This is a genomic window from Kitasatospora sp. NPDC057198, from assembly GCF_042670125.1.
GTDB lineage: Bacteria > Actinomycetota > Actinomycetes > Streptomycetales > Streptomycetaceae > Kitasatospora.
On record NZ_JBHUWH010000136.1, the window covers coordinates 1 to 17,066 of the forward strand.

Annotated in this window: 18 protein-coding genes; 4 read left to right on the plus strand and 14 right to left on the minus strand. The window is 74.8% G+C overall.

Annotation, left to right across the window (positions count from 1 at the left end; all coding sequences use genetic code 11):
* Nucleotides 1-205 precede the first annotated feature (205 nt).
* On the minus strand, nucleotides 206-928 hold the full coding sequence (locus tag ACFUEL_RS17455) for an ArsR/SmtB family transcription factor (protein ID WP_380237151.1): 723 nt from the start codon (nucleotides 926-928) through the stop codon (nucleotides 206-208).
* Nucleotides 929-995: 67 nt separating this feature from the next.
* Between ACFUEL_RS17455 and ACFUEL_RS17460 the strand changes: the two genes are divergently transcribed.
* Nucleotides 996-1,661 (plus strand): flavin reductase family protein, encoded by a 666-nt coding sequence (locus ACFUEL_RS17460; RefSeq protein WP_380237153.1) that lies wholly within the window; start codon nucleotides 996-998, stop codon nucleotides 1,659-1,661.
* Between the two features lie 7 nt (nucleotides 1,662-1,668).
* Here the strand turns inward: ACFUEL_RS17460 and ACFUEL_RS17465 are convergent, their stop codons facing one another.
* The gene (locus ACFUEL_RS17465) at nucleotides 1,669-1,866 is read right to left on the minus strand and encodes a hypothetical protein (RefSeq protein ID WP_380237154.1); all 198 of its coding nucleotides are present in this window, start codon (nucleotides 1,864-1,866) and stop codon (nucleotides 1,669-1,671) included.
* An 84-nt stretch (nucleotides 1,867-1,950) separates the two neighbouring features.
* Nucleotides 1,951-2,931 carry an alpha/beta hydrolase gene (locus ACFUEL_RS17470; protein ID WP_380237155.1) on the minus strand — a complete coding sequence of 327 codons (981 nt, stop codon included), beginning with the start codon at nucleotides 2,929-2,931 and terminating at the stop codon, nucleotides 1,951-1,953.
* Between the two features lie 178 nt (nucleotides 2,932-3,109).
* Between ACFUEL_RS17470 and ACFUEL_RS17475 the strand changes: the two genes are divergently transcribed.
* Nucleotides 3,110-3,871 carry a hypothetical protein gene (locus tag ACFUEL_RS17475; RefSeq protein WP_380237156.1) on the plus strand — a complete coding sequence of 254 codons (762 nt, stop codon included), beginning with the start codon at nucleotides 3,110-3,112 and terminating at the stop codon, nucleotides 3,869-3,871.
* Between the two features lie 17 nt (nucleotides 3,872-3,888).
* Here ACFUEL_RS17475 and helR read toward each other — a convergent pair whose 3' ends face one another.
* The 10 genes from helR to ACFUEL_RS17525 all read right to left on the minus strand — a co-directional run bounded on the left by helR (nucleotide 3,889) and on the right by ACFUEL_RS17525 (nucleotide 14,630).
* A complete protein-coding gene (helR, locus tag ACFUEL_RS17480) occupies nucleotides 3,889-6,051 on the minus strand; it encodes an RNA polymerase recycling motor ATPase HelR (protein WP_380237157.1) in 2,163 nt (720 codons plus the stop codon).
* A 333-nt stretch (nucleotides 6,052-6,384) separates the two neighbouring features.
* Nucleotides 6,385-7,716, minus strand: coding sequence for an ammonium transporter (locus ACFUEL_RS17485; protein WP_380237172.1), 1,332 nt, complete (start codon nucleotides 7,714-7,716; stop codon nucleotides 6,385-6,387).
* A gap of 73 nt (nucleotides 7,717-7,789) precedes the next feature.
* Nucleotides 7,790-8,761: an urease accessory protein UreD gene (locus ACFUEL_RS17490; protein WP_380237159.1), complete on the minus strand. Its 972-nt coding sequence runs from the start codon at nucleotides 8,759-8,761 to the stop codon at nucleotides 7,790-7,792.
* Nucleotides 8,762-8,763: 2 nt separating this feature from the next.
* On the minus strand, nucleotides 8,764-9,384 hold the full coding sequence (gene ureG, locus ACFUEL_RS17495; RefSeq protein WP_380237161.1) for an urease accessory protein UreG: 621 nt from the start codon (nucleotides 9,382-9,384) through the stop codon (nucleotides 8,764-8,766).
* Between the two features lie 23 nt (nucleotides 9,385-9,407).
* A complete protein-coding gene (locus ACFUEL_RS17500) occupies nucleotides 9,408-10,196 on the minus strand; it encodes an urease accessory protein UreF (RefSeq protein ID WP_380237162.1) in 789 nt (262 codons plus the stop codon).
* A gap of 3 nt (nucleotides 10,197-10,199) precedes the next feature.
* A complete protein-coding gene (ureC, locus tag ACFUEL_RS17505) occupies nucleotides 10,200-11,924 on the minus strand; it encodes an urease subunit alpha (RefSeq protein WP_380237163.1) in 1,725 nt (574 codons plus the stop codon).
* 1 nt (nucleotide 11,925) lies between these two features.
* Nucleotides 11,926-12,405 carry an urease subunit beta gene (locus tag ACFUEL_RS17510; RefSeq protein ID WP_380237164.1) on the minus strand — a complete coding sequence of 160 codons (480 nt, stop codon included), beginning with the start codon at nucleotides 12,403-12,405 and terminating at the stop codon, nucleotides 11,926-11,928.
* On the minus strand, nucleotides 12,402-13,280 hold the full coding sequence (locus ACFUEL_RS17515) for a cobalamin biosynthesis protein CbiX (RefSeq protein WP_380237165.1): 879 nt from the start codon (nucleotides 13,278-13,280) through the stop codon (nucleotides 12,402-12,404). Before ACFUEL_RS17515 ends, ACFUEL_RS17510 begins: the two co-directional genes overlap by 4 nt.
* Before the next feature lie 2 nt (nucleotides 13,281-13,282).
* Nucleotides 13,283-13,588 (minus strand): urease subunit gamma, encoded by a 306-nt coding sequence (locus ACFUEL_RS17520; protein WP_380237166.1) that lies wholly within the window; start codon nucleotides 13,586-13,588, stop codon nucleotides 13,283-13,285.
* A 76-nt stretch (nucleotides 13,589-13,664) separates the two neighbouring features.
* Nucleotides 13,665-14,630 (minus strand): urea transporter, encoded by a 966-nt coding sequence (locus tag ACFUEL_RS17525; RefSeq protein ID WP_380237167.1) that lies wholly within the window; start codon nucleotides 14,628-14,630, stop codon nucleotides 13,665-13,667.
* Nucleotides 14,631-14,801: 171 nt separating this feature from the next.
* On the opposite strand from ACFUEL_RS17525, the gene ACFUEL_RS17530 reads away from it, so the two are divergent.
* Together ACFUEL_RS17530 and ACFUEL_RS17535 are read left to right on the plus strand one after the other, a co-directional pair.
* Nucleotides 14,802-15,299 (plus strand): fluoride efflux transporter FluC, encoded by a 498-nt coding sequence (locus ACFUEL_RS17530; RefSeq protein WP_380237168.1) that lies wholly within the window; start codon nucleotides 14,802-14,804, stop codon nucleotides 15,297-15,299.
* Complete coding sequence (locus tag ACFUEL_RS17535) at nucleotides 15,289-15,666, plus strand: fluoride efflux transporter FluC (RefSeq protein ID WP_380237170.1); 378 nt, start codon at nucleotides 15,289-15,291, stop codon at nucleotides 15,664-15,666. The genes ACFUEL_RS17530 and ACFUEL_RS17535 overlap by 11 nt, the downstream gene beginning before the upstream one ends.
* A 49-nt stretch (nucleotides 15,667-15,715) precedes the next feature.
* Here ACFUEL_RS17535 and ACFUEL_RS17540 read toward each other — a convergent pair.
* Nucleotides 15,716-17,066: DUF3533 domain-containing protein (locus ACFUEL_RS17540; protein ID WP_380237171.1), on the minus strand; the 1,351-nt coding region annotated here is incomplete at its 5' end.

Genomic DNA, 17,066 nt, shown 5'->3' on the forward strand with positions numbered 1-17,066 from the left:
CGCGCAGCGCGGCCGGGGCCGGGCCACGTCGGCCCGCCGGTCGCCCCCGTCGCATCGGAGCCGCCGGTTGCCGTACTCCTCCGGCAGGCCCACCCCCTGCGAACCGGTCCGGTAGCAACGGCTCGATCCGCGTCCACCGGGCGTCGGTCAACGACACCCGGACCAACGAGCAGAGGATCCGAACGAGAGGGCCCGGCAGCGGTTCTCAGTCGCCGGGGGTGCCGAACTCGTCGGACAGGCCGAGGTGCTCGTGGAGCGCGTGCCGGCCGGCGGCGGTGAGGGCGACGGCGCGGCCGGTGCCGATCCGGGTGATCCAGCCGGATTCAAAGGCGTGGGCGCACACGGCGGCGCCGACGGCTCCGGCCAGGTGGGGGCGGCGTTCGGTCCAGTCCAGGCACGAGCGGACGGCCGGACGCCGGGTGGCCGGGGGCAGGGCGATGCCGAGTCCGGCCAGCCAGGCGGCCCCGTCGCCGGTGAGCGCCGGCCCGTGCTCCCAGCCCAGCAGCCCCCGACGGGTCATCGACTCGGTGATCGCGACCCCGAGGGCACCGGCCAGGTGGTCGTAGCAGGTGCGGGCGCGGGCCAGTGCCCGGCTGCGGTTGACCGCGGGCAGGGTGCTGGGCGGAATGGGGCGTCGCGGAGCCAGCGAGGCGAGGTTCTCGATCAGTTCGGCCGTTTCGAGGTCGGCGAGGCGGACGTAGCGGTGGCGGCCCTGGCGCTCCTCGGCGAGCAGGCCCCCCGCGACGAGGCGGTTCAGGTGCTCGGTCGCGGTCGAGGCGGCCACTCCGGCGTGGCGCGCCAGCTCGGTCGCGGTCCACGCGCGACCGTCCAGCAGCGCCAGGCAGAAGGTCGCCCGGGTGCTGTCGGCCAGCAGCGCGGCCAGGGCGGCCAGGTCCGGGCCTTCGGTGTGCGCGTCGTGGTCTTTCATCACCGTCCATCATCCACCGGTGATCCTTCGGCGGGCGCCGAAGGATCCTCGCCCTACCGTCGGGTCCATGAACACCGCGACGCCAAGCCCGCTGCCCCGCGCCACCTCGGCCGACCACCTGACCATCACGCCGAGCATCCTGTACTTCGGGACGCCGGTCGTGCTGCTCTCGACGGAGAACGAGGACGGCTCCTTCAACCTGGCGCCGATGTCGTCGGCCTGGGCGCTGGGCCGGGTGGTCGTCCTCGGCGTGGGCGTCGAGGGGCAGACCGCGCACAACCTCCGCAGCCGGCCCGAACTCGTGATCAACCTGCCCGCGCCCGCGCAGTGGCCGGCGGTGGAACGGCTGGCGCCGCTGACCGGGCGCACCCCGGTGCCCGCGGCCAAGCGCGGCGCCTTCCGCTTCGAGCCGGACAAGTTCGCCGCCGCCGGCCTGCGCCCCGAACCCTCCGAGTCGGTCCGGCCGCCCCGGGTCGCCGAGTGCCCCCTGCAACTGGAGGCCCGCGCGGCCCGGGTGCACACCGACGCGACCGGGGCGTTCCTCCTCGTCGAAGCCCACGTGCTCGAGGTCCACGCCGATCCGCGGATCGTCGTCCCCGGCACCCAGCACGTCGACCCGGTCGCCTGGAGCCCGCTGGTCTACAACTTCCGCCACTACTACGGACTCGGCCCGGAACTCGGCCACAGCTTCCGCTCCCAGACGGCCGGGACCCCGCCGACCGGCCCGTCCTAGTGCCGCGTCAGACGGGGGGTTCGATCTGCTTCGGCGCGCGGCGCAGCCGCTCCCGCCAGTGGTCGCCGATCAGCCGTTCCAGCTCCGTGACGCCGTACCGCCGGGCGTAGCAGCGCGGGTGCCAGAGGAAGTCCGGGCTCCAGCCGTGGATGTCCTCCACCACGGGGATCCACCGGTGCGGGCCGTCGCGGTAACTCGTCGACACCGCTGGGCCGGTAGGGTCGACGAGCCGCGAACAGTGCGGGCAAGGGCTCATCCCGCCAGGATCCCGGCGTGCCCCCGGCGCCCGTCAATGCGTCGGCGGGCCGAACGGCTCCGGGCCGGGTCCGAGCAGCCGGCGCAGCCAGTCCGTCCGGGCCGCGACCGCCGTGCGGCTGATCTCGGCGTGCGGGGCGAGGGTGTCGAAGCCGTGGCAGGCGCCGGGCCAGACGTGCAGTTCGGCGCGGCCGCCGTCGCGCCACAGGGCGTTCGCGTAGGCGGTGACCTCGTCGCGGAAGGTCTCGGCGGAGCCGACCTCCAGGTAGGCAGGGGGCAGGCCGGAGAGGTCGCGGGCCCGGGCGGGGGCGGCGTACGGGGGGAGGTCGGGGGTGCGGTGCAGCGGGCCGAGGGCGGCCTGCCAGGCGGTGGCGTTGGAGACGGCGTCCCAGGTGTCGTGGCCGGCGGCCTGCCGGGTGGAGGCGGTGGTGCCGCGGTCGTCCAGCATCGGGCTGAGCAGCAGTTGGCCGAGCGGCGCCGGGCCGCCCTCGTCGCGCAGCAGCAGGGCGAGCGCGGCGGCCAGCCCGCCGCCGGCGCTCTTGCCGGCCAGCACGATCCGCCCGGGGTCGATCCGCAGGCGTTCGGCGTGCCGGACGGCCCAGCGCAGCGCGGTGCGGCAGGCGTGCAGCGGGGCGGGGTAGCGGGCGGCGGGGGCGAGCGGGTAGTCGACGGAGAGCACGGCCAGCCCCAGCGGCCGGGCCAGCTCCCGCAGCACGCGCGGCAGGACGGCGTACGCGTTGCCGCCGATCAGGCCGCCGCCGTGCAGGTAGAGCAGGGCGGGCAGCGGCCGGTCGGCCCCGGCGGGGCGGGCGGCGACCAGCGGGGTGCCGTCGGCGTCGTGCTCGGTGGCCGCGAAGCTTCCGCCGTCGGCGAGTTGCCGCAGGGTCGGGCGCGGCCGCCGGGCGGCGTCGTGCCGCTGCCACCGCGCCAGGGCGTCGGGCGTCAGCGGGGCGGGCACTCCGCCGCGGGCGGCCAGCGCGGCGGCCAGCTCCGCGTCCAGGTGGGGTTCGCGCACGGCACCTCGGCTCGTCGGGGAGGGGGCGGGGGGAGGGAGGGTTCGGGGCGTCGTACTCGGTCGTCGTGCTCGGTCGTCCCGTCGAGTATGCGCGGAAACAGGGCCGCCCCGCCGCAAGTTGACGCCTGCGACCGGCATTGGACTGGACCATTCACCCGGGGCCGCTAGCATCGCGCCCATGGACGACACGGTGGTCCCGGACGAGCCGCGCTGGCCGGGCTTTTCGGGCGGGCGCTGGTTCGGCGCCGGGTTCTTCGCGGTGCTGGTGGCGGCGGGCGGCTTCGGCGCGGCCCGGGCGCGGCCGGCCCTTCCCGCCGCCGAGGGGTGGGTGGTCGCGGGGCTGGCGCTGTTCGGGGCGTTCCTGGCCTTCGTGTTCGGGCAGTTGACGGCTCGGGGCGGCGGCCCGGACGGCGGGGTGCCGGTGTTCGGCGCGGGCACGGCCGTGCTGGCGGGCACGGCGCTGGGGGCCGGTGGCGCGGCGGCGGGCGGCTGGGGCGGCTGGCCGCTCGCGGCGGTCGCGCTGCTGGCGGCGGCGGGGGCGGTGCCCGCGGCCCGGCACTCGCGCCGGTGGTGGCTGGCGGACCGGACGGAGCAGCGGGCGGCGGCGCTGCTGGAGCGGCGGATCCGCACCGAGGGCGAGGCGGTGCGGGCCACCGTGGTCAAGGTCGCCGGGATCTCCGAGGAGCCGAACCACGAGGGCCGCTACTGGGCGACGTTGACGGTGCGGTACGAGGCGGGCGGCGTCGGGCGCTCGGCGCAGTGCCCGCTCTCCTTCCCCGCCCACTCCCGTCCCCGCCCCGGCGACCCGGCCACCGTCCGCTTCCTGCCCGCCGACCCGGCCGACGTCCGCCTGGAGCTCGACGACCCGGACGCCCCGCAGGACGCCGACGCCCCGCGGGACGCCGACGCCCCGCAGGACACCGACGCCCTCGCCGAGTAGCGCCTCCCGGACGGGAGTCAGCGCAGGATCGCCAGCTGCCCGGTGGCGCGGGTCATCGCCACGTACCGGTCGACGGCGCCCTCGATGCCCTCGCCGAAGGACTCCGGGTCGACGATCACCACCAGGTCGAACTCCAGGCCCTTGACCAGTTCGGGGCTGAGCGAGCGGACCCGGCCACCGCCGAGGAAGGTCGGGTCGCCGATCACGCAGGCGGTGCCCTCGGGGTGCTCGGCGAGCCAGGCGTCCAGCAGCGCGTCGCGTTCGGTGCGGGCGCCGTGGTGGACGGGCAGGCCGCTGCGCCGGATCGAGGTCGGGACGTTGGCGTCCGGCAGGGCGGCCCGGATGACCGGCTCGGCCTCGGCCATCACCTCTTCGGGGGTGCGGTAGTTGACGGTCAGCGAGGTGAGGGCGACCCGGTCCAGGCCGGCCCGTTCCAGGCGTTCGGTCCACGATTCGGTGAAGCCGTGCCGGGCCTGGGCGCGGTCGCCGACGATGGTGAAGGAGCGGGACGGGCAGCGGGCGATCAGCATCTGCCACTCGGCGTCGGTGAGTTCCTGCGCCTCGTCGACCACGATGTGCGCGAACGGGCCGGCCAGCAGGTCGGGGTCGACGGGTTCGGCCTCGGTGTGGTCGATCAGTGCCTCGCGCAGGTCGGCGCCGCGCAGCATGGCGACCGCGCCCTCGCTGTCGTAGTCGGCGTCGAGCAGGTGGTCGACGACGCCGTCCATCAGCTCGCGTTCGGCGGCCAGCCGGGCCCGGTGGGCGCGCTGGCGGCGGTCGGCGTCGGTGTCGCCGAGGCGGCGGCGGGCGGCGTCGAGCAGCGGCAGGTCGGCGAGCGTCCAGGCGGCGGGGTCGGTGCGCTGGAGGGTGCGGATCTCCTCGCGGCTCAGCCAGGGCGCGCACAGCCGCAGGTAGGCGGGGACGGTCCACAGGTCGCCGACCAGGTCGGTGGGTTCGAGGATCGGCCAGGCGCGGCGCAGCGCGCCGAGCAGTTCGGGGTCGCGGCGCAGTTCGCGGCGGAGCACCTCGGGCGAGATGCCGTCCTCCTCGTCGTCGAAGGAGTCGGCGTTCTTGTCGAGCAGGATGGTGATCAGTTCGTCGAGGATCTGCTGGCGGGCCTCGTTGTGCGGGACGCCGGGGCCGGGGGCGGCGAACGCCTCGGACCAGTCCTCGGGGTCGATCCACAGCTCGTACCACTCGGTGGAGAGCTTGCGGCCCTCGGCGGGCGGCTCCTCGTAGACGGCGACGGCCTTCTCGATCGCGTGCACCATGCCGGCGGCGGCCTTCAGCCGGGCCACCTCGGGGTCGGGTTCGGGGGCGACGGCGGCGCCCTCGGGCAGCAGGTCGCGCAGGGTGCAGGTCTGCACGCCCTCCTCGCCGAGGCTGGGCAGCACGTCGGAGACGTACGCCAGGTACGGCTGGTGCGGGCCGACGAACAGGACGCGGCCCTTGCGGTGGCCCAGCCGCGGGTCGGAGTACAGCAGGTGGGCGGTGCGGTGCAGGGCGACGACGGTCTTGCCGGTGCCGGGGCCGCCGTCGACGACCAGGGCGCCGCGCGAGCCGGCCCGGATGATGGCGTCCTGGTCGGCCTGGATGGTGGCCAGCACGTCGCGCATCCGCTCGGAGCGGGAGCTGCCGAGGCTGGCGATGAACGCGGACTGGTCGTCGAGGGCGGCGTGGCCGTCGAGGCCGTCGGCGGTGAACACCTCGTCCCAGTAGTCGCCGACCTTGCCGCGCTGCCAGCGGTAGCGGCGGCGGCTGGCCAGGCCCATCGGGTTGGCGTGGGTGGCGGCGAAGAAGGGTTCGGCGGCGGGCGAGCGCCAGTCGACCAGCAGGCGGCGGCCGTCGGCGTCGGCGAGGCCGAGGCGGCCGATGTAGACCGGTTCGGGGTCGTCGGCGCGGACGATCCGGCCCAGGCACAGGTCGTGGCCGAAGCGGCTGAGGGTGCGCAGCCGGGCGGAGAGCTGGTGCACCTCGTTGTCGCGGTCCATCGCGGCCTGCCCGGCCCCGCCGGGGCTGCGGCGCACCTGCTCCAGGCGCGCGGTCAGCTCCGCGGTGTCCCGGCGCAGGGTGTCGGCGACCTCGGCGAAGTGCCGGTCGTCGGCGGCGATCAGGGCCGGGTCCGCCTTGGCGGCGAGCCGCTCGGGCAGGTCGAAGGCGCTGGTCGTCGGCTGGTTCATGGGTGGTGACTCCGATCCGCTGCCGGGTGGGCCGCGCTCCGTCCGCGTGCTGCTCGCGGTCTGCCCCGTTTGTGCTGTTTGCGCGGGTTCCCGGTTCAGACCAGCGATTGTGCGGCATCGGGGGGGCCTTGCGGCAAGGCCCCCCTTACGGTATAAGTTTGATAACGGCAGGAGAGCGCGAGCTCCCTGCCTTTGCCGTTTCCGGGGCCTGCCCGCCGGGGCGCCGCGCGCATCCTCCGCCACCCCGGCGCCCGCTGTCCAGGCCCGCAGACCCGCACCGCCGCGCCACCCGCACACCCGCACGCCCGCCGGCGGGTCCCGAGCCGCCCGGGGTCAGCTGCCGTCCTCGCGCCGGGCCGCGATCAACTCGGTGATCTTCCGGACGAGTTCGCTGTCGCTGCGGGCGGCCTCGGAGTCGACCAGCGAGCCGAGCCGGGCCGCGGTGAGGGTGTCGTAGGCGGCCTCCTCGGGCTCGCCGGGGACGTGCTGGTACTCGGCGTCGGCCCGGAAGCCGACGGCCGCGTGGACGAGCTTGGCGAGCAGCCAGGTCAGGGGGAAGGAGAACGCGGCGACCGCGAGGACGGCGAGCACCTGCTTGCCCAGCAGGCTCCAGCCGCCGCCGTAGAACAGGCCCTCGGTGCCGCTGATCCGGGCGGTGGCGAACAGGCCGACCATGAGCAGGCCGGTGAGGCCGCCGACGCCGTGCACGCCGACCACGTCGAGGGTGTCGTCCACGCCGAAGCGGTACTTGAGGGTGACGGCCCAGGCGCAGACCGCCCCGGCGACCAGGCCGGTGACGACGGCGCCGAGCGGGTCGATCTCGCCGCAGGCGGGGGTGATGGCGACCATGCCGGCCACGCCCGCGGAGACCACGCCGGTGGTGCTGACCCGGCCGGTGCGCCACTTCTCGACCAGCGGCCAGCCGACCATGGCGGCGGCGGCCCCGAGCTGGGTGTTCAGGAAGGCCGCGGCGGCGGCGCCCTGGTCGGTGAGCGCGGAGCCGGAGTTGAAGCCGAACCAGCCGAACCAGAGCAGCCCGACGCCGATCACCACCAGCGGGATGTTGTTGGGCCGCTCCTCGCGCCGGGCCCAGTCGCGCGGGCCGCGCAGGGCGAGCGCGACGGCGAGGCCGGCGACGCCGGAGCTGAGTTCGACGGGCAGGCCGCCGGCGAAGTCGAGCGCGCCGAGCCGGTCGTGGATCCAGCCCTGCGGGTCGAACACCCAGTGGGCGGTGGGCACGTAGACCACCAGCAGCCACAGCGGGACGAACAGCAGCCAGCCGCGCATCCGGGCCCGGTCGGCGACCGAGCCGCTGATCAGGGCGACGGTGACGACGGCGAAGCCCATCTGGAAGGTGGCGAAGATGTAGGTGGGGATGGCGCCGGTGAGGGTGTTGATCTCCACGCCGCGCAGGAACGCCCGGTCGAGGTTGCCGATGATCCCGGCCCCGCCGGCGTCCGGTCCGAAGGCCAGGGTGTAGCCGAGCGCCCACCAGACCAGGCTGCCGAAGGCGAGCGCGGCGAAGCTCATCTTGATCATCATCAGGACGTGCTTGAGCCGGACCATGCCGCCGTAGAAGAACGCCAGGCCGGGCGTCATCAGCAGGACCATGGCGGTGGAGGCCAGCAGCCAGGCCGTGTCGCCGGCGTTGTAGGCCGGAGGCATCGGCGGGAGCGCGGAGAGCACGGGGTTACCTCCCGGGACGAACGGACGAACGGGCGAGCGGGCGAGCGGGCGGTCAGGTCTTGCGCAGCGCGGGCGCGGGCTCGCCGGTGAGCAGCAGCCGGACGGCCCGCCAGGCGGCGTCCAGGGCGGCGGCGGTGCGCACGGGGCTGTCCTCCAGCAGGCGCAGCCAGGCGCCGCTGTCCTCGGGGAGGGTGGAGACGCCGTAGCGCAGGCCGCTGCCGTCGAGGGCGCGGTGCAGGGTGTCGGCGATCTCGGCGGCGGGGCGCAGGTCGCTGACGGCGTACAGGGTGGCGAGGTGGTCGTGCCCGGCGAACACGGCGGGCCCGGTGACGGCGGTGCGGTCGCCGCCGGGGAGCAGCCGCAGGGCGTCGACGGCAAGCAGGGTGCCGTCGGGGCGGGCGATCTCCAGGTCGGTGGCGAGCACCCGGTAGTCGTGCCGTTCGCCGCGGGCGAGCCGTCCGGCGGTGATGGTCTCGCCGAGCACGACGGTGGCGCCGGGCGCGGCGGTGACGGTGGTGCGCTGGTGGAACCGGGAGCCGCGGAACGGGATCAGCGGGTCGGGCAGGTACTCCAGGTAGGCGCCGTCGCCGGCGGTGAGGTGGACGAGTTGGCTGGCGTAGTCCTGTTCCATCCGGAACACCTTGGTGGCGGCCTGGGTGGTGAGGTGGACGCGGGTGCCGGGGCCGCAGCGGGCGTCGATCCGGTAGCGGTCGGCCTGGGCGACGCCGCCGCCGGTGGCCATCAGGTAGACGTACGCGGTGTCGGGCCGGGCGGGGTCGATCCACAGCGGGCGCATGATCTGCAGCGGGGTCTTCTGGTACCGCTCGACGAGTTCGGTGCGGCCGCCGCGGACGGCGAAGGCCAGGTCGAGGATGCCGACCTTGGCGGGTGAGCCGGGGGCGAGGGTGTCGGGGCGGGCGGCCAGGCCGGCCACCTCGGCGGGGAGGTGGCCGGCGGCCCAGTGCGCCGGGTCGAGCCGGTCGGCGGCGGCGGTCCGCACGGTGCGGAGGAGCGCGGGGGGCACGGTCAGATCAGCGCCTTGCGGCGGGCGCCGAGGAAGGCGGCGAGTTCCTCGATGCCGGTGCCGTCGAGGGAGTTGGTGAGGATGACGGGCTTGCCGCCGCGGACGCGGTGCGCGTCGGACTCCATGACGCCGATGTCGGTGCGCACGTACCGGGCGATGTCGATCTTGTTGATGACGAGCAGGTCGGACTCGGTGATGCCGGGACCGCGCTTGCGGGGCATCTTCTCGCCCTCGGCGGTGTCCAGCACGAACACGAACACGTCGACCAGGACGGGGCTGAAGGTCAGCGTGAGGTTGTCGCCGCCGGACTCGTACAGCAGGGTGTCGACCTCGGGGAAGCGCTCCAGGAGTTCGGCCCCGGCGGCCAGGTTCATCGTCGGGTCGTCGCGGACGGCGGTGTGCGGGCAGGCGCCGGTCTCCACGCCGACCACCAGTTCGGGGTCGAGGACGCCGGCCAGGGTGCGGCGCACGTGCTGGGCGTCCTCCTGGGTGTAGATGTCGTTGGTGATCACGGCGGGGCGGTGGCCGCGGGCGATCAGCACCGGCACCAGCGCCTCGATCAGCGCGGTCTTGCCGGAGCCCACCGGGCCGCCGATGCCGATCCGCAGGACGTTGTCGTCCACTGGTCTCTCCTTCTGTGTCGGGGTCAGCTGGCGAACAGCCGGGCGTCGGCGCGCTCGTGGCGGCCGGACATGATGTCGGAGGCCGGGGCGCCGGCCCCGAGGTCGGCCTCCGGGCGGGCGAGGGCCGCGCGGACGGTCTCCTCGATGACGGGGGCGGCGCCGCGCAGCAGCACCTGGGCCCTGCGGTGGTCGGTCAGCCGCAGCCGCAGCGCGGCCCCGGCGAAGCTGGCGCTGAAGGCGAACAGGTCGGCGGCGACGGCCTGTTCGACCGGCACGCCGGCGGCGGCCTGCACGATCCCGGCGGCGACGGCCTGGCAGCCGGGGGTGCGGCGCTCGGTGACCAGCCGCAGGTGCGCGGCGATCGGCGGCCGGTCGAAGACCTCCGCCGCCAGGTCGAGCAGCTGCCTTCCGGTGCGGGTGGCGGCCTGCCGCACCTCGCGGCTCAGCTTGCCCGCGTACAGCCGCCGGTCGACGCGGACCGCGGCGGCGGTGTCCCCGGCGAGCACCGCCCGGTGGACCAGCGCGAGGGCGGTGGCGTCGGACGGGCCGACGCCGTGCCGGAGCAGGTCGGCGAGCAGCGCGGGCAGCGTGTCGGGGGTGACGGCCCCGGCCTGGGCGTAGCCCTCCAGGCTGTGCGAGAGGGTGTAGAAGCCGCTGGGGAAGGCGGAGTCGGCCAGTTGCAGGCTGACCAGCAGGGCGGCCAGTCCCCCGGGCCGCGGCTCGGGGGACGGGTGCTCCGGGTGGTGCTCCGGGTGGTGCTCCGGGTGGTGCTCCGAGCGGTCGTCCGGGCGGTCGTCCGGGCTGAGGAACATCCGCTACACCACGAAGTAGAGCTGGTTGAGCGGCAGCGACTGGGCGGGTTCGATGGTGGCGACCTCGCCGTCCAGGGTGACCTTGAAGGTCTCCGGGTCGACCTCGACCTTCGGCAGCGCGTCGTTGCGCACCATGTTGTGCTTGCCGATGACGCGGGTGCCGCGCACCGGCAGGACGCGGCGCTGGAGGCCGAGTTCCTCGGGGACGCCGGCGGCGATCCCGGCCTGCGACATGAAGGTGACGTGGGTGGCCTGCTGGGCGCGGCCGAACTGGCCGAACATCGGCCGGTAGAGCACCGGTTGGGGGGTGGGCAGCGAGGCGTTCGGGTCGCCCATCTGGGCCCAGGAGATGATCCCGCCCTTGATGATCATCTTGGGCTTGGCGGCGAAGGAGTGGATCGGCCAGAGCACGATGTCGGCGAGCTTGCCGGCCTCCAGCGAGCCGACGTGGTCGGCGATGCCGGTGGCGATGGCCGGGTTGATGGTGACCTTGGCCAGGTAGCGCAGCACCCGCTGGTTGTCGTTGCGGGCGCTGTCGCCGTCCAGCGGTCCGCGCTTGTCCTTGCAGTGGTGGGCGATCTGGAAGCAGCGGGTGACGGACTCGCCGACCCGGCCCATCGCCTGCGAGTCGGAGGAGACGATGCTGATCACGCCGAGGTCGTGCAGCACCGACTCGGCGGCGATGGTCTCGGCGCGGACCCGGGAGTCGGCGAAGGAGACGTCCTCGGGGATGTCGGGGTTGAGGTGGTGGCAGACCATCACCATGTCGAGCAGCTCGTCCACCGAGTTCTTGGTGTAGGGCAGCGTCGGGTTGGTGGAGGAGGGCAGCACGTTGGGCTCGCCGGTGACCCGCAGGATGTCGGGGGCGTGGCCGCCGCCCGCGCCCTCGGAGTGGAAGGTGTGGATGGTGCGGCCGTCGATCGCCGAGCGGGTGTCCTCGAAGAAGCCGGACTCGTTCAGGCTGTCGGTGTGGATGGCCACCTGCACGTCGTGCCGGTCGGCGACGCTCAGCGCGTTGTCGATGACGGCGGGGGTGGCGCCCCAGTCCTCGTGCACCTTCAGCGCGCAGGCGCCGGCCGCGATCTGCTCGTCCAGCGCGGCGGGCAGGCTGCCGTTGCCCTTGCCCATGATGCCGACGTTGACCGGCACCTCCTCGACGGCCTGCAGGAACCGGGCGATGTTGAACGGGCCGGGCGTGCAGGTGGTGCCGTTGGTGCCGTCGGAGGGGCCGGTGCCGCCGCCGATCAGGGTGGTGATGCCGTTGGTGAGCGCCTGCTCGGCCTGCTGCGGGGAGATCAGGTGGACGTGGGTGTCGATCGCGCCCGCGGTGGCGATCAGGTGCTCGCCGGAGATCGCCTCGGTGCCGGGGCCGACCACCAGGCGCGGGTCGACGCGGTCCTGGGTCTGCGGGTTGCCGGACTTGCCGATGCCCGCGATGAAGCCGTCCTTGATGCCGATGTCGCACTTGACGACGCCGATCACCGGGTCGATCACCACCACGTTGGTGATCACGGTGTCCAGCGCGCCCTGCGCGGCGGTGGCCTGCGGGTCGGCGCCCATGCCGTCGCGCATGGTCTTGCCGCCGCCGTAGACGATCTCGTCGCCGTACAGGCCCTCGCTGAAGTCCTTCTCGACCTCCACCACCAGGTTGGTGTCGGCGAGTTGGAAGCGGTCCCCGACGGTGGGGCCGAACATGTCGGTGTACTGCCTGCGGGTCATGATCGGCATGTCAGTTGGCGCCCTTCTTCTTCGCGGTCTTCTTCCCGGACGACTTGCCGGACGGCTTGCCGGACGGCTTCCCCGACGGCCTCCCGGACGGCTCGCCGGACTCGCCGTCGTCCTTCGCGCCCTCGAAGCCGTCCGCGTACGCCTTGCGGAACGCCTCGATCCGGGCCGGGTGGGAGACGGTGCTGCCACCCAGCAGCCCGCTGAAGCCGACCAGCCGGCCGGTGCCGCCGTACTCGCACAGCTCGACCTCGCGGGTGCCGCCGGGCTCGATCCGCACCGAGGTGCCGGCCGGGATGTTCAGGTGCATGCCGAGCGTCCGGTCGCGGTCGAACCGCAGCGCCGGGTTGACCTCGAAGAAGTGGTAGTGGGATCCGATCTGGACCGCCCGGTCGCCGGTGTTGACCACCTCGACGGTCAGGGTGCGGCGGCCCGCGTTGATCTCGATGTCGCCGTCGCCGTACAGGTACGTGCCGAAACTCATGGGTGACTCCTTGCCGCCGTCAGCGGGGACGGGTGGACGTGCTGCTGGAGGTGGAGCTGCGGGTGCGGGTGCGGGTGGTCGTGGTGGTGGCCGCCGGGGCCGTGGCCGTGGGCGGGCCCGTGGCTGTGGGCGGGCCCGTGGCCCTCGGCGGCGCCCAGCGCGGCCGCCAGGCCGTCCTCGCCGCTCTCCCGCAGCCGCCGCAGCGCGGCGGCGGCCCGGGCGGAGAGCACCGCGGCGAGCGCGGCGGGGCCGAGCAGCGGCCCGGCGTCCAGGACGGCCGCCCCGGCGGGGGCGTCCGGCAGGGCGGCCGGCAGGAAGGAGGCGGGGAGCACCGCGACCTGACGGGCCCCCAGCAGCACGCAGCGCCGCACGCCCTCGGCCGGCTCGGGGTCGCCGCCGACCAGCGCGCACTCCACCAGCCGGTGCCGCCCGTGGCGGCGCACCAGGTGGGCGACCCGGTACAGCTCGGCGTCCTGGTACGGGTCGCCGCCGGGGGCGGTGAGCAGCAGCGCGGCCGCGGCGGGGACGGTGGCGGCGGCGGCGCGCAGCCAGCCGGTCAGGTGCTCGGGGCCGCCGAACGGGTCCGCGACGACGAGCGCACCGGCGGTCGCCCCGGCCGGGGCGCCCTCGCGGTGCGCCTCCGGCGGCAGGGCGCGGACGGCGCGGGCGGCGTCGGCGACCAGTTCCCGGTCCCGGCCGAGCGTCATCGGGACGACGGCGGTGTCCTGCCGGGCGGGGCGGGCGGCGAGCGCCCGGTAGAGCTCGCGGCCGCCGGTGACCACGGTGGTGTCCGGTCCGGCGAGGTGGCGCAGGGCGCTGCCGTGCCCGGACTCGTGGCCGCAGACCGCCAGGACGTGGACGCGGGTGCCGGGCACGGTCAGCCCCCGATGGGGTCGTGCACGGAGACCAGCTTGGTGCCGTCGACGAAGGACGCCTCGACCTGGAGCAGCGGGAGCATCTGCCGCACCCCGTCCATGCAGGCGTCGGCGCCCAGGACGTGCCGGCCCAGTTCCATGCAGTCGGCGACCGACCTGCCGTCCCGGGCGGCCTCCAGGATGGCTTCGGTGATCAGGGCGACGGCTTCGCTGTAGTTCAGCTTGAGGCCGCGTCCCTGGCGTTTGCGGGCCAGGTCCGCGACCACGTAGACGACCAGTTTGTCGATCTCGCGGGGCGCGAGGTTCATCGGCGGGAGCCTTCCTCGGAGCGGGGGACGGGGACGGGACGGGGACGGGACGGGGACGGGACGGGACGGGGGCTGCTCAGGCGGTGGCGGCCCGCAGCCGGGGCAGTTGCGGGACGGCCGCCAGCAGCGCCCAGGTGGTGAGGATGAACGGCCAGGTGAAGGTGTGGCCGCCGAAGGGGGCGAAGAACGAGGTGATGGCGGCGGTCAGCCCGGTGGACAGGCCGGCGCCGAACAGCGCGTAGCCCGCGTTCCAGCCGGTGCCGGCCAGGAACACGGCGCCGAGCGCGATGCCGACCAGGACGGCGTTGTAGCCGTAGATCCCGGCGGAGATCTGCGCGGTGGGGGCGCCCAGCGCCCAGGCCGCCACGATGCCGGCCACCGAGCCGAGCGCGGCCCACAGCACCACCCGGACGCCCGCGCAGGCCAGTCCGGCCAGCATGATCAGGCCGACGTACCAGCTGTCCACCAGGAAGACCTGCGAGACGTTGGCGAAGAAGGCGTGCCACAGGTCGGAGAAGGTGATGCCGGTGTCGCCGCTGGTGGGGTCGGCGACGGGGGCGGGCGCGCCGTGCCAGATCCGGGCGAAGGAGGGGGCGCCGAGCACTATCACCCCGGAGACGACGCAGAACGGCGCGGTCAGCGGGGTCAGCCCGTAGGGGCCGAGCAGGGTGGTGAGGGCGGCGGTCAGGACGGTGCACAGCACGCAGCCGACGGCGGTGAGGACGTACGTGGCGGGGTGGTGGCCGAGCGAGCCGACCAGCGCGATGCCGGTCAGGCAGCCCGAGTAGCCCTGCAGTCCTCGGGAGAGGGAGCCGCGGTCGGCGCCCAGGGCGTAGGCGGAGGCGGTGGAGAGCAGCGTGCCGAGGGTGGCGAACAGGCCGACCTTCCAGCCCGCCGCCCACAGCCCGGCGAGGATGAACGCCCCGGTGAGCAGCTGCGGTTGCAGGTCGACCTGGCCGACGCCGCGCAGGGCGGCCGCCAGGTAGGCGAGCGGTTCACGGTCCAGCGGGCCGCGCTTGCCGTTTTCGGCAGCGTGTGTCACTTGTTCTCCGGAAATGTCCCAGGACTCACGGTTCAGGTGAAATACGCTGGTGCGCACCGAACATGACCGTGTGTCACTTCTATCCCGGTTCGACCGGACGGCCGAACCGGGGAACCGCGTGTTCGCGGTTGTTCGCCCGATCGGCCCACGGCGGCCCCGCGGAGGAACCCGATGACCAACCCGTACCTCGACCCGGCGCACCACCGGGCCCGCCCGCCGGGCCACGCCCACTCCGAGCACGCCCCGGGCCGGCAGCCGCCGGTGGTCGCCGCGGTGGCGGTGGGCGGGGCGGTCGGCGCGGGCGCCCGCTACGGGGTGGAGCGGCTGTGGCCGACGACCGGCACCGCGTTCCCGTGGCCGGTCCTCACCGTCAACGCGGTGGGCTGCCTGGCGATGGGCGCCCTGATGACGGTGCTGGCCGCGCGCTTCCCCCGGCACAAGAGGATGGCGGGCGCCCTGCTGGGCACCGGCTTCCTCGGCGGGTTCACCACCTTCTCCCACTACACGGACAACGTGCGGGAGTTGGTGCGCGGCGACGCCTACGGTACCGCCGCGGCCTACCTGCTGCTGACGGTGGCGGCGGCGCTGGCCGGGGTGGTGCTGGGCGTGTTCGCGGCCCGCGCCGCGGTGGGCGTCCCGGCGCACCAGGAGGCGTCCGGTGCTCGCTGACTGGCTGCTCGTCCTGCTCGGCGGCCTGCTCGGCGCACCGACCCGCTACCTTACCGGGGTGGCCGTCAAGTCCCGGGTGCACAGCCCGTTCCCGTACGGGACGCTGGCGGCCAACGCCGCCGCCTGCCTGCTGCTCGGCTTCCTGGCCGGGGCGGCGCTGCACGGTCGGCTGGACGCCCACGCGCAACTGCTGCTGGACACCGGCTTCTGCGGGGCGCTGTCCACCTGGTCGACCTTCTCGTACGAGGTGTTCACGCTGGCCTCGACCCGGCGGGTCGCGCTGTCGGGGCTGTACCTGGCGGTCTCGGTGCTGCTGGGCACGGCGCTGTCCTTCGCGGGGGCGGGGGCGGCGGACGCGCTGTGGTGACGGGCCGGCCGGACGCCCGGGGCGCCCGGCCGGGTGCCCCGGCGGCGGGTCAGGACCGGTGGCCGGGCTCGAAGCGCATGCCCCGGCGGTCGTAGTAGCGGGTCATGCCGAAGCCGAAGAGCAGCGCCACCGCCACGCCCAGCGGCAGCATCAGCCAGCCGCGGACCAGTCCGGCGCCGGCCTGCGCGTCGAAGTACAGGATCGACCGGACGGCATCGGTCATCTGCCGCATCGGCTCGAACACGCCGAGGAAGCGGTAGAAGCCGGGCGAGGCGCTCAGCGGGACGGTCGCGCCGGAGGCGGGCAGGTCGAAGGCGATGAACACGAACATCGCGACCAGCTGCCCGACGTTGCCGAACGCGGCGATGACCGCCAGCACGCCGAGGCCGACGGTGGTGACGGCGCAGTAGGAGTACAGCCACAGCTGCCAGGCGTGCGGGGCGTCCATGTCGAGCAGGACGGTCGCGGCGAGCATCACCAGGCTGGCGGAGACCAGCGAGACGCCCGCGGTCATGCCCATCTTGGCCAGCAGGACCTGGGTGCGGCTGATCCGCAGGGTGGGTTCGCGCAGGTGGAACGGGCCGATCTCGGCGTCCGCGAAGCCCATCGAGACGTCGAGTCCGGCGTGCACGATGTTCGCGGTCATGAAGCCCGCCAGGAGCAGCAGCAGCGTGTAGTAGAACGCGCCGAGCCCGGCGCCGGTGCGCTCGCCGATCGGGTGGCCCGCCTCGACGGACACCTCGACCGGGTCGGCGAGGAACACCCTGGCGGTCTCCGTGCCGGCGGTGGCGGACAGCTGCCTGCCGATCTCCTGCGACGCCTTCTGCGCGGCGGTCTGGTTGATCTGGCTGGCGATGCCGGAGCCGAGGCCGCCCATGCCCGGGTTGGTCAGCACCTGGAGCCTCGGCCGGGCGGGCGCGTCGGCGGTGGTCAGCGCGGCCACCGCACGGGAGAAGTCCTCCGGCACCACCAGGGCGCCGTAGACCTTGCCGGAGGACAGCAGGCGCTGGGCCTCCTCGCGGTTGACCCGCCGCCAGTCGATCTCGCCCGGCGGGCTGCCGGCCACCACCTGGTCGGCGATCACGGCGCCGAGCGGGCGGGACTGGCCGGGCAGCGGCGGCCCGGCGTCGGAGTCGACCAGGGCGATCGGCATGTGGTGGAGGTGCTTCTGCGGCGTCAGGATGTTGCCCATGTAGAGCAGCGACAGGCCCAGCGCGACCAGGGCGCTGAGCACCACCGGGGTGAGCCAGTTCTTCCAGCGGCCCAGCACCCGGCCCGCGTCGGACGACCGGGGCCGCCCGGCGCCCGAGCCGCCGGGGCCGCCGGGGCCGCCCGAGCTGCCGGAGCTGCCGGAGCTGCCGGAGCCGCCGGGATCGTCAGGACGGTCGGGGGTGTCGGGG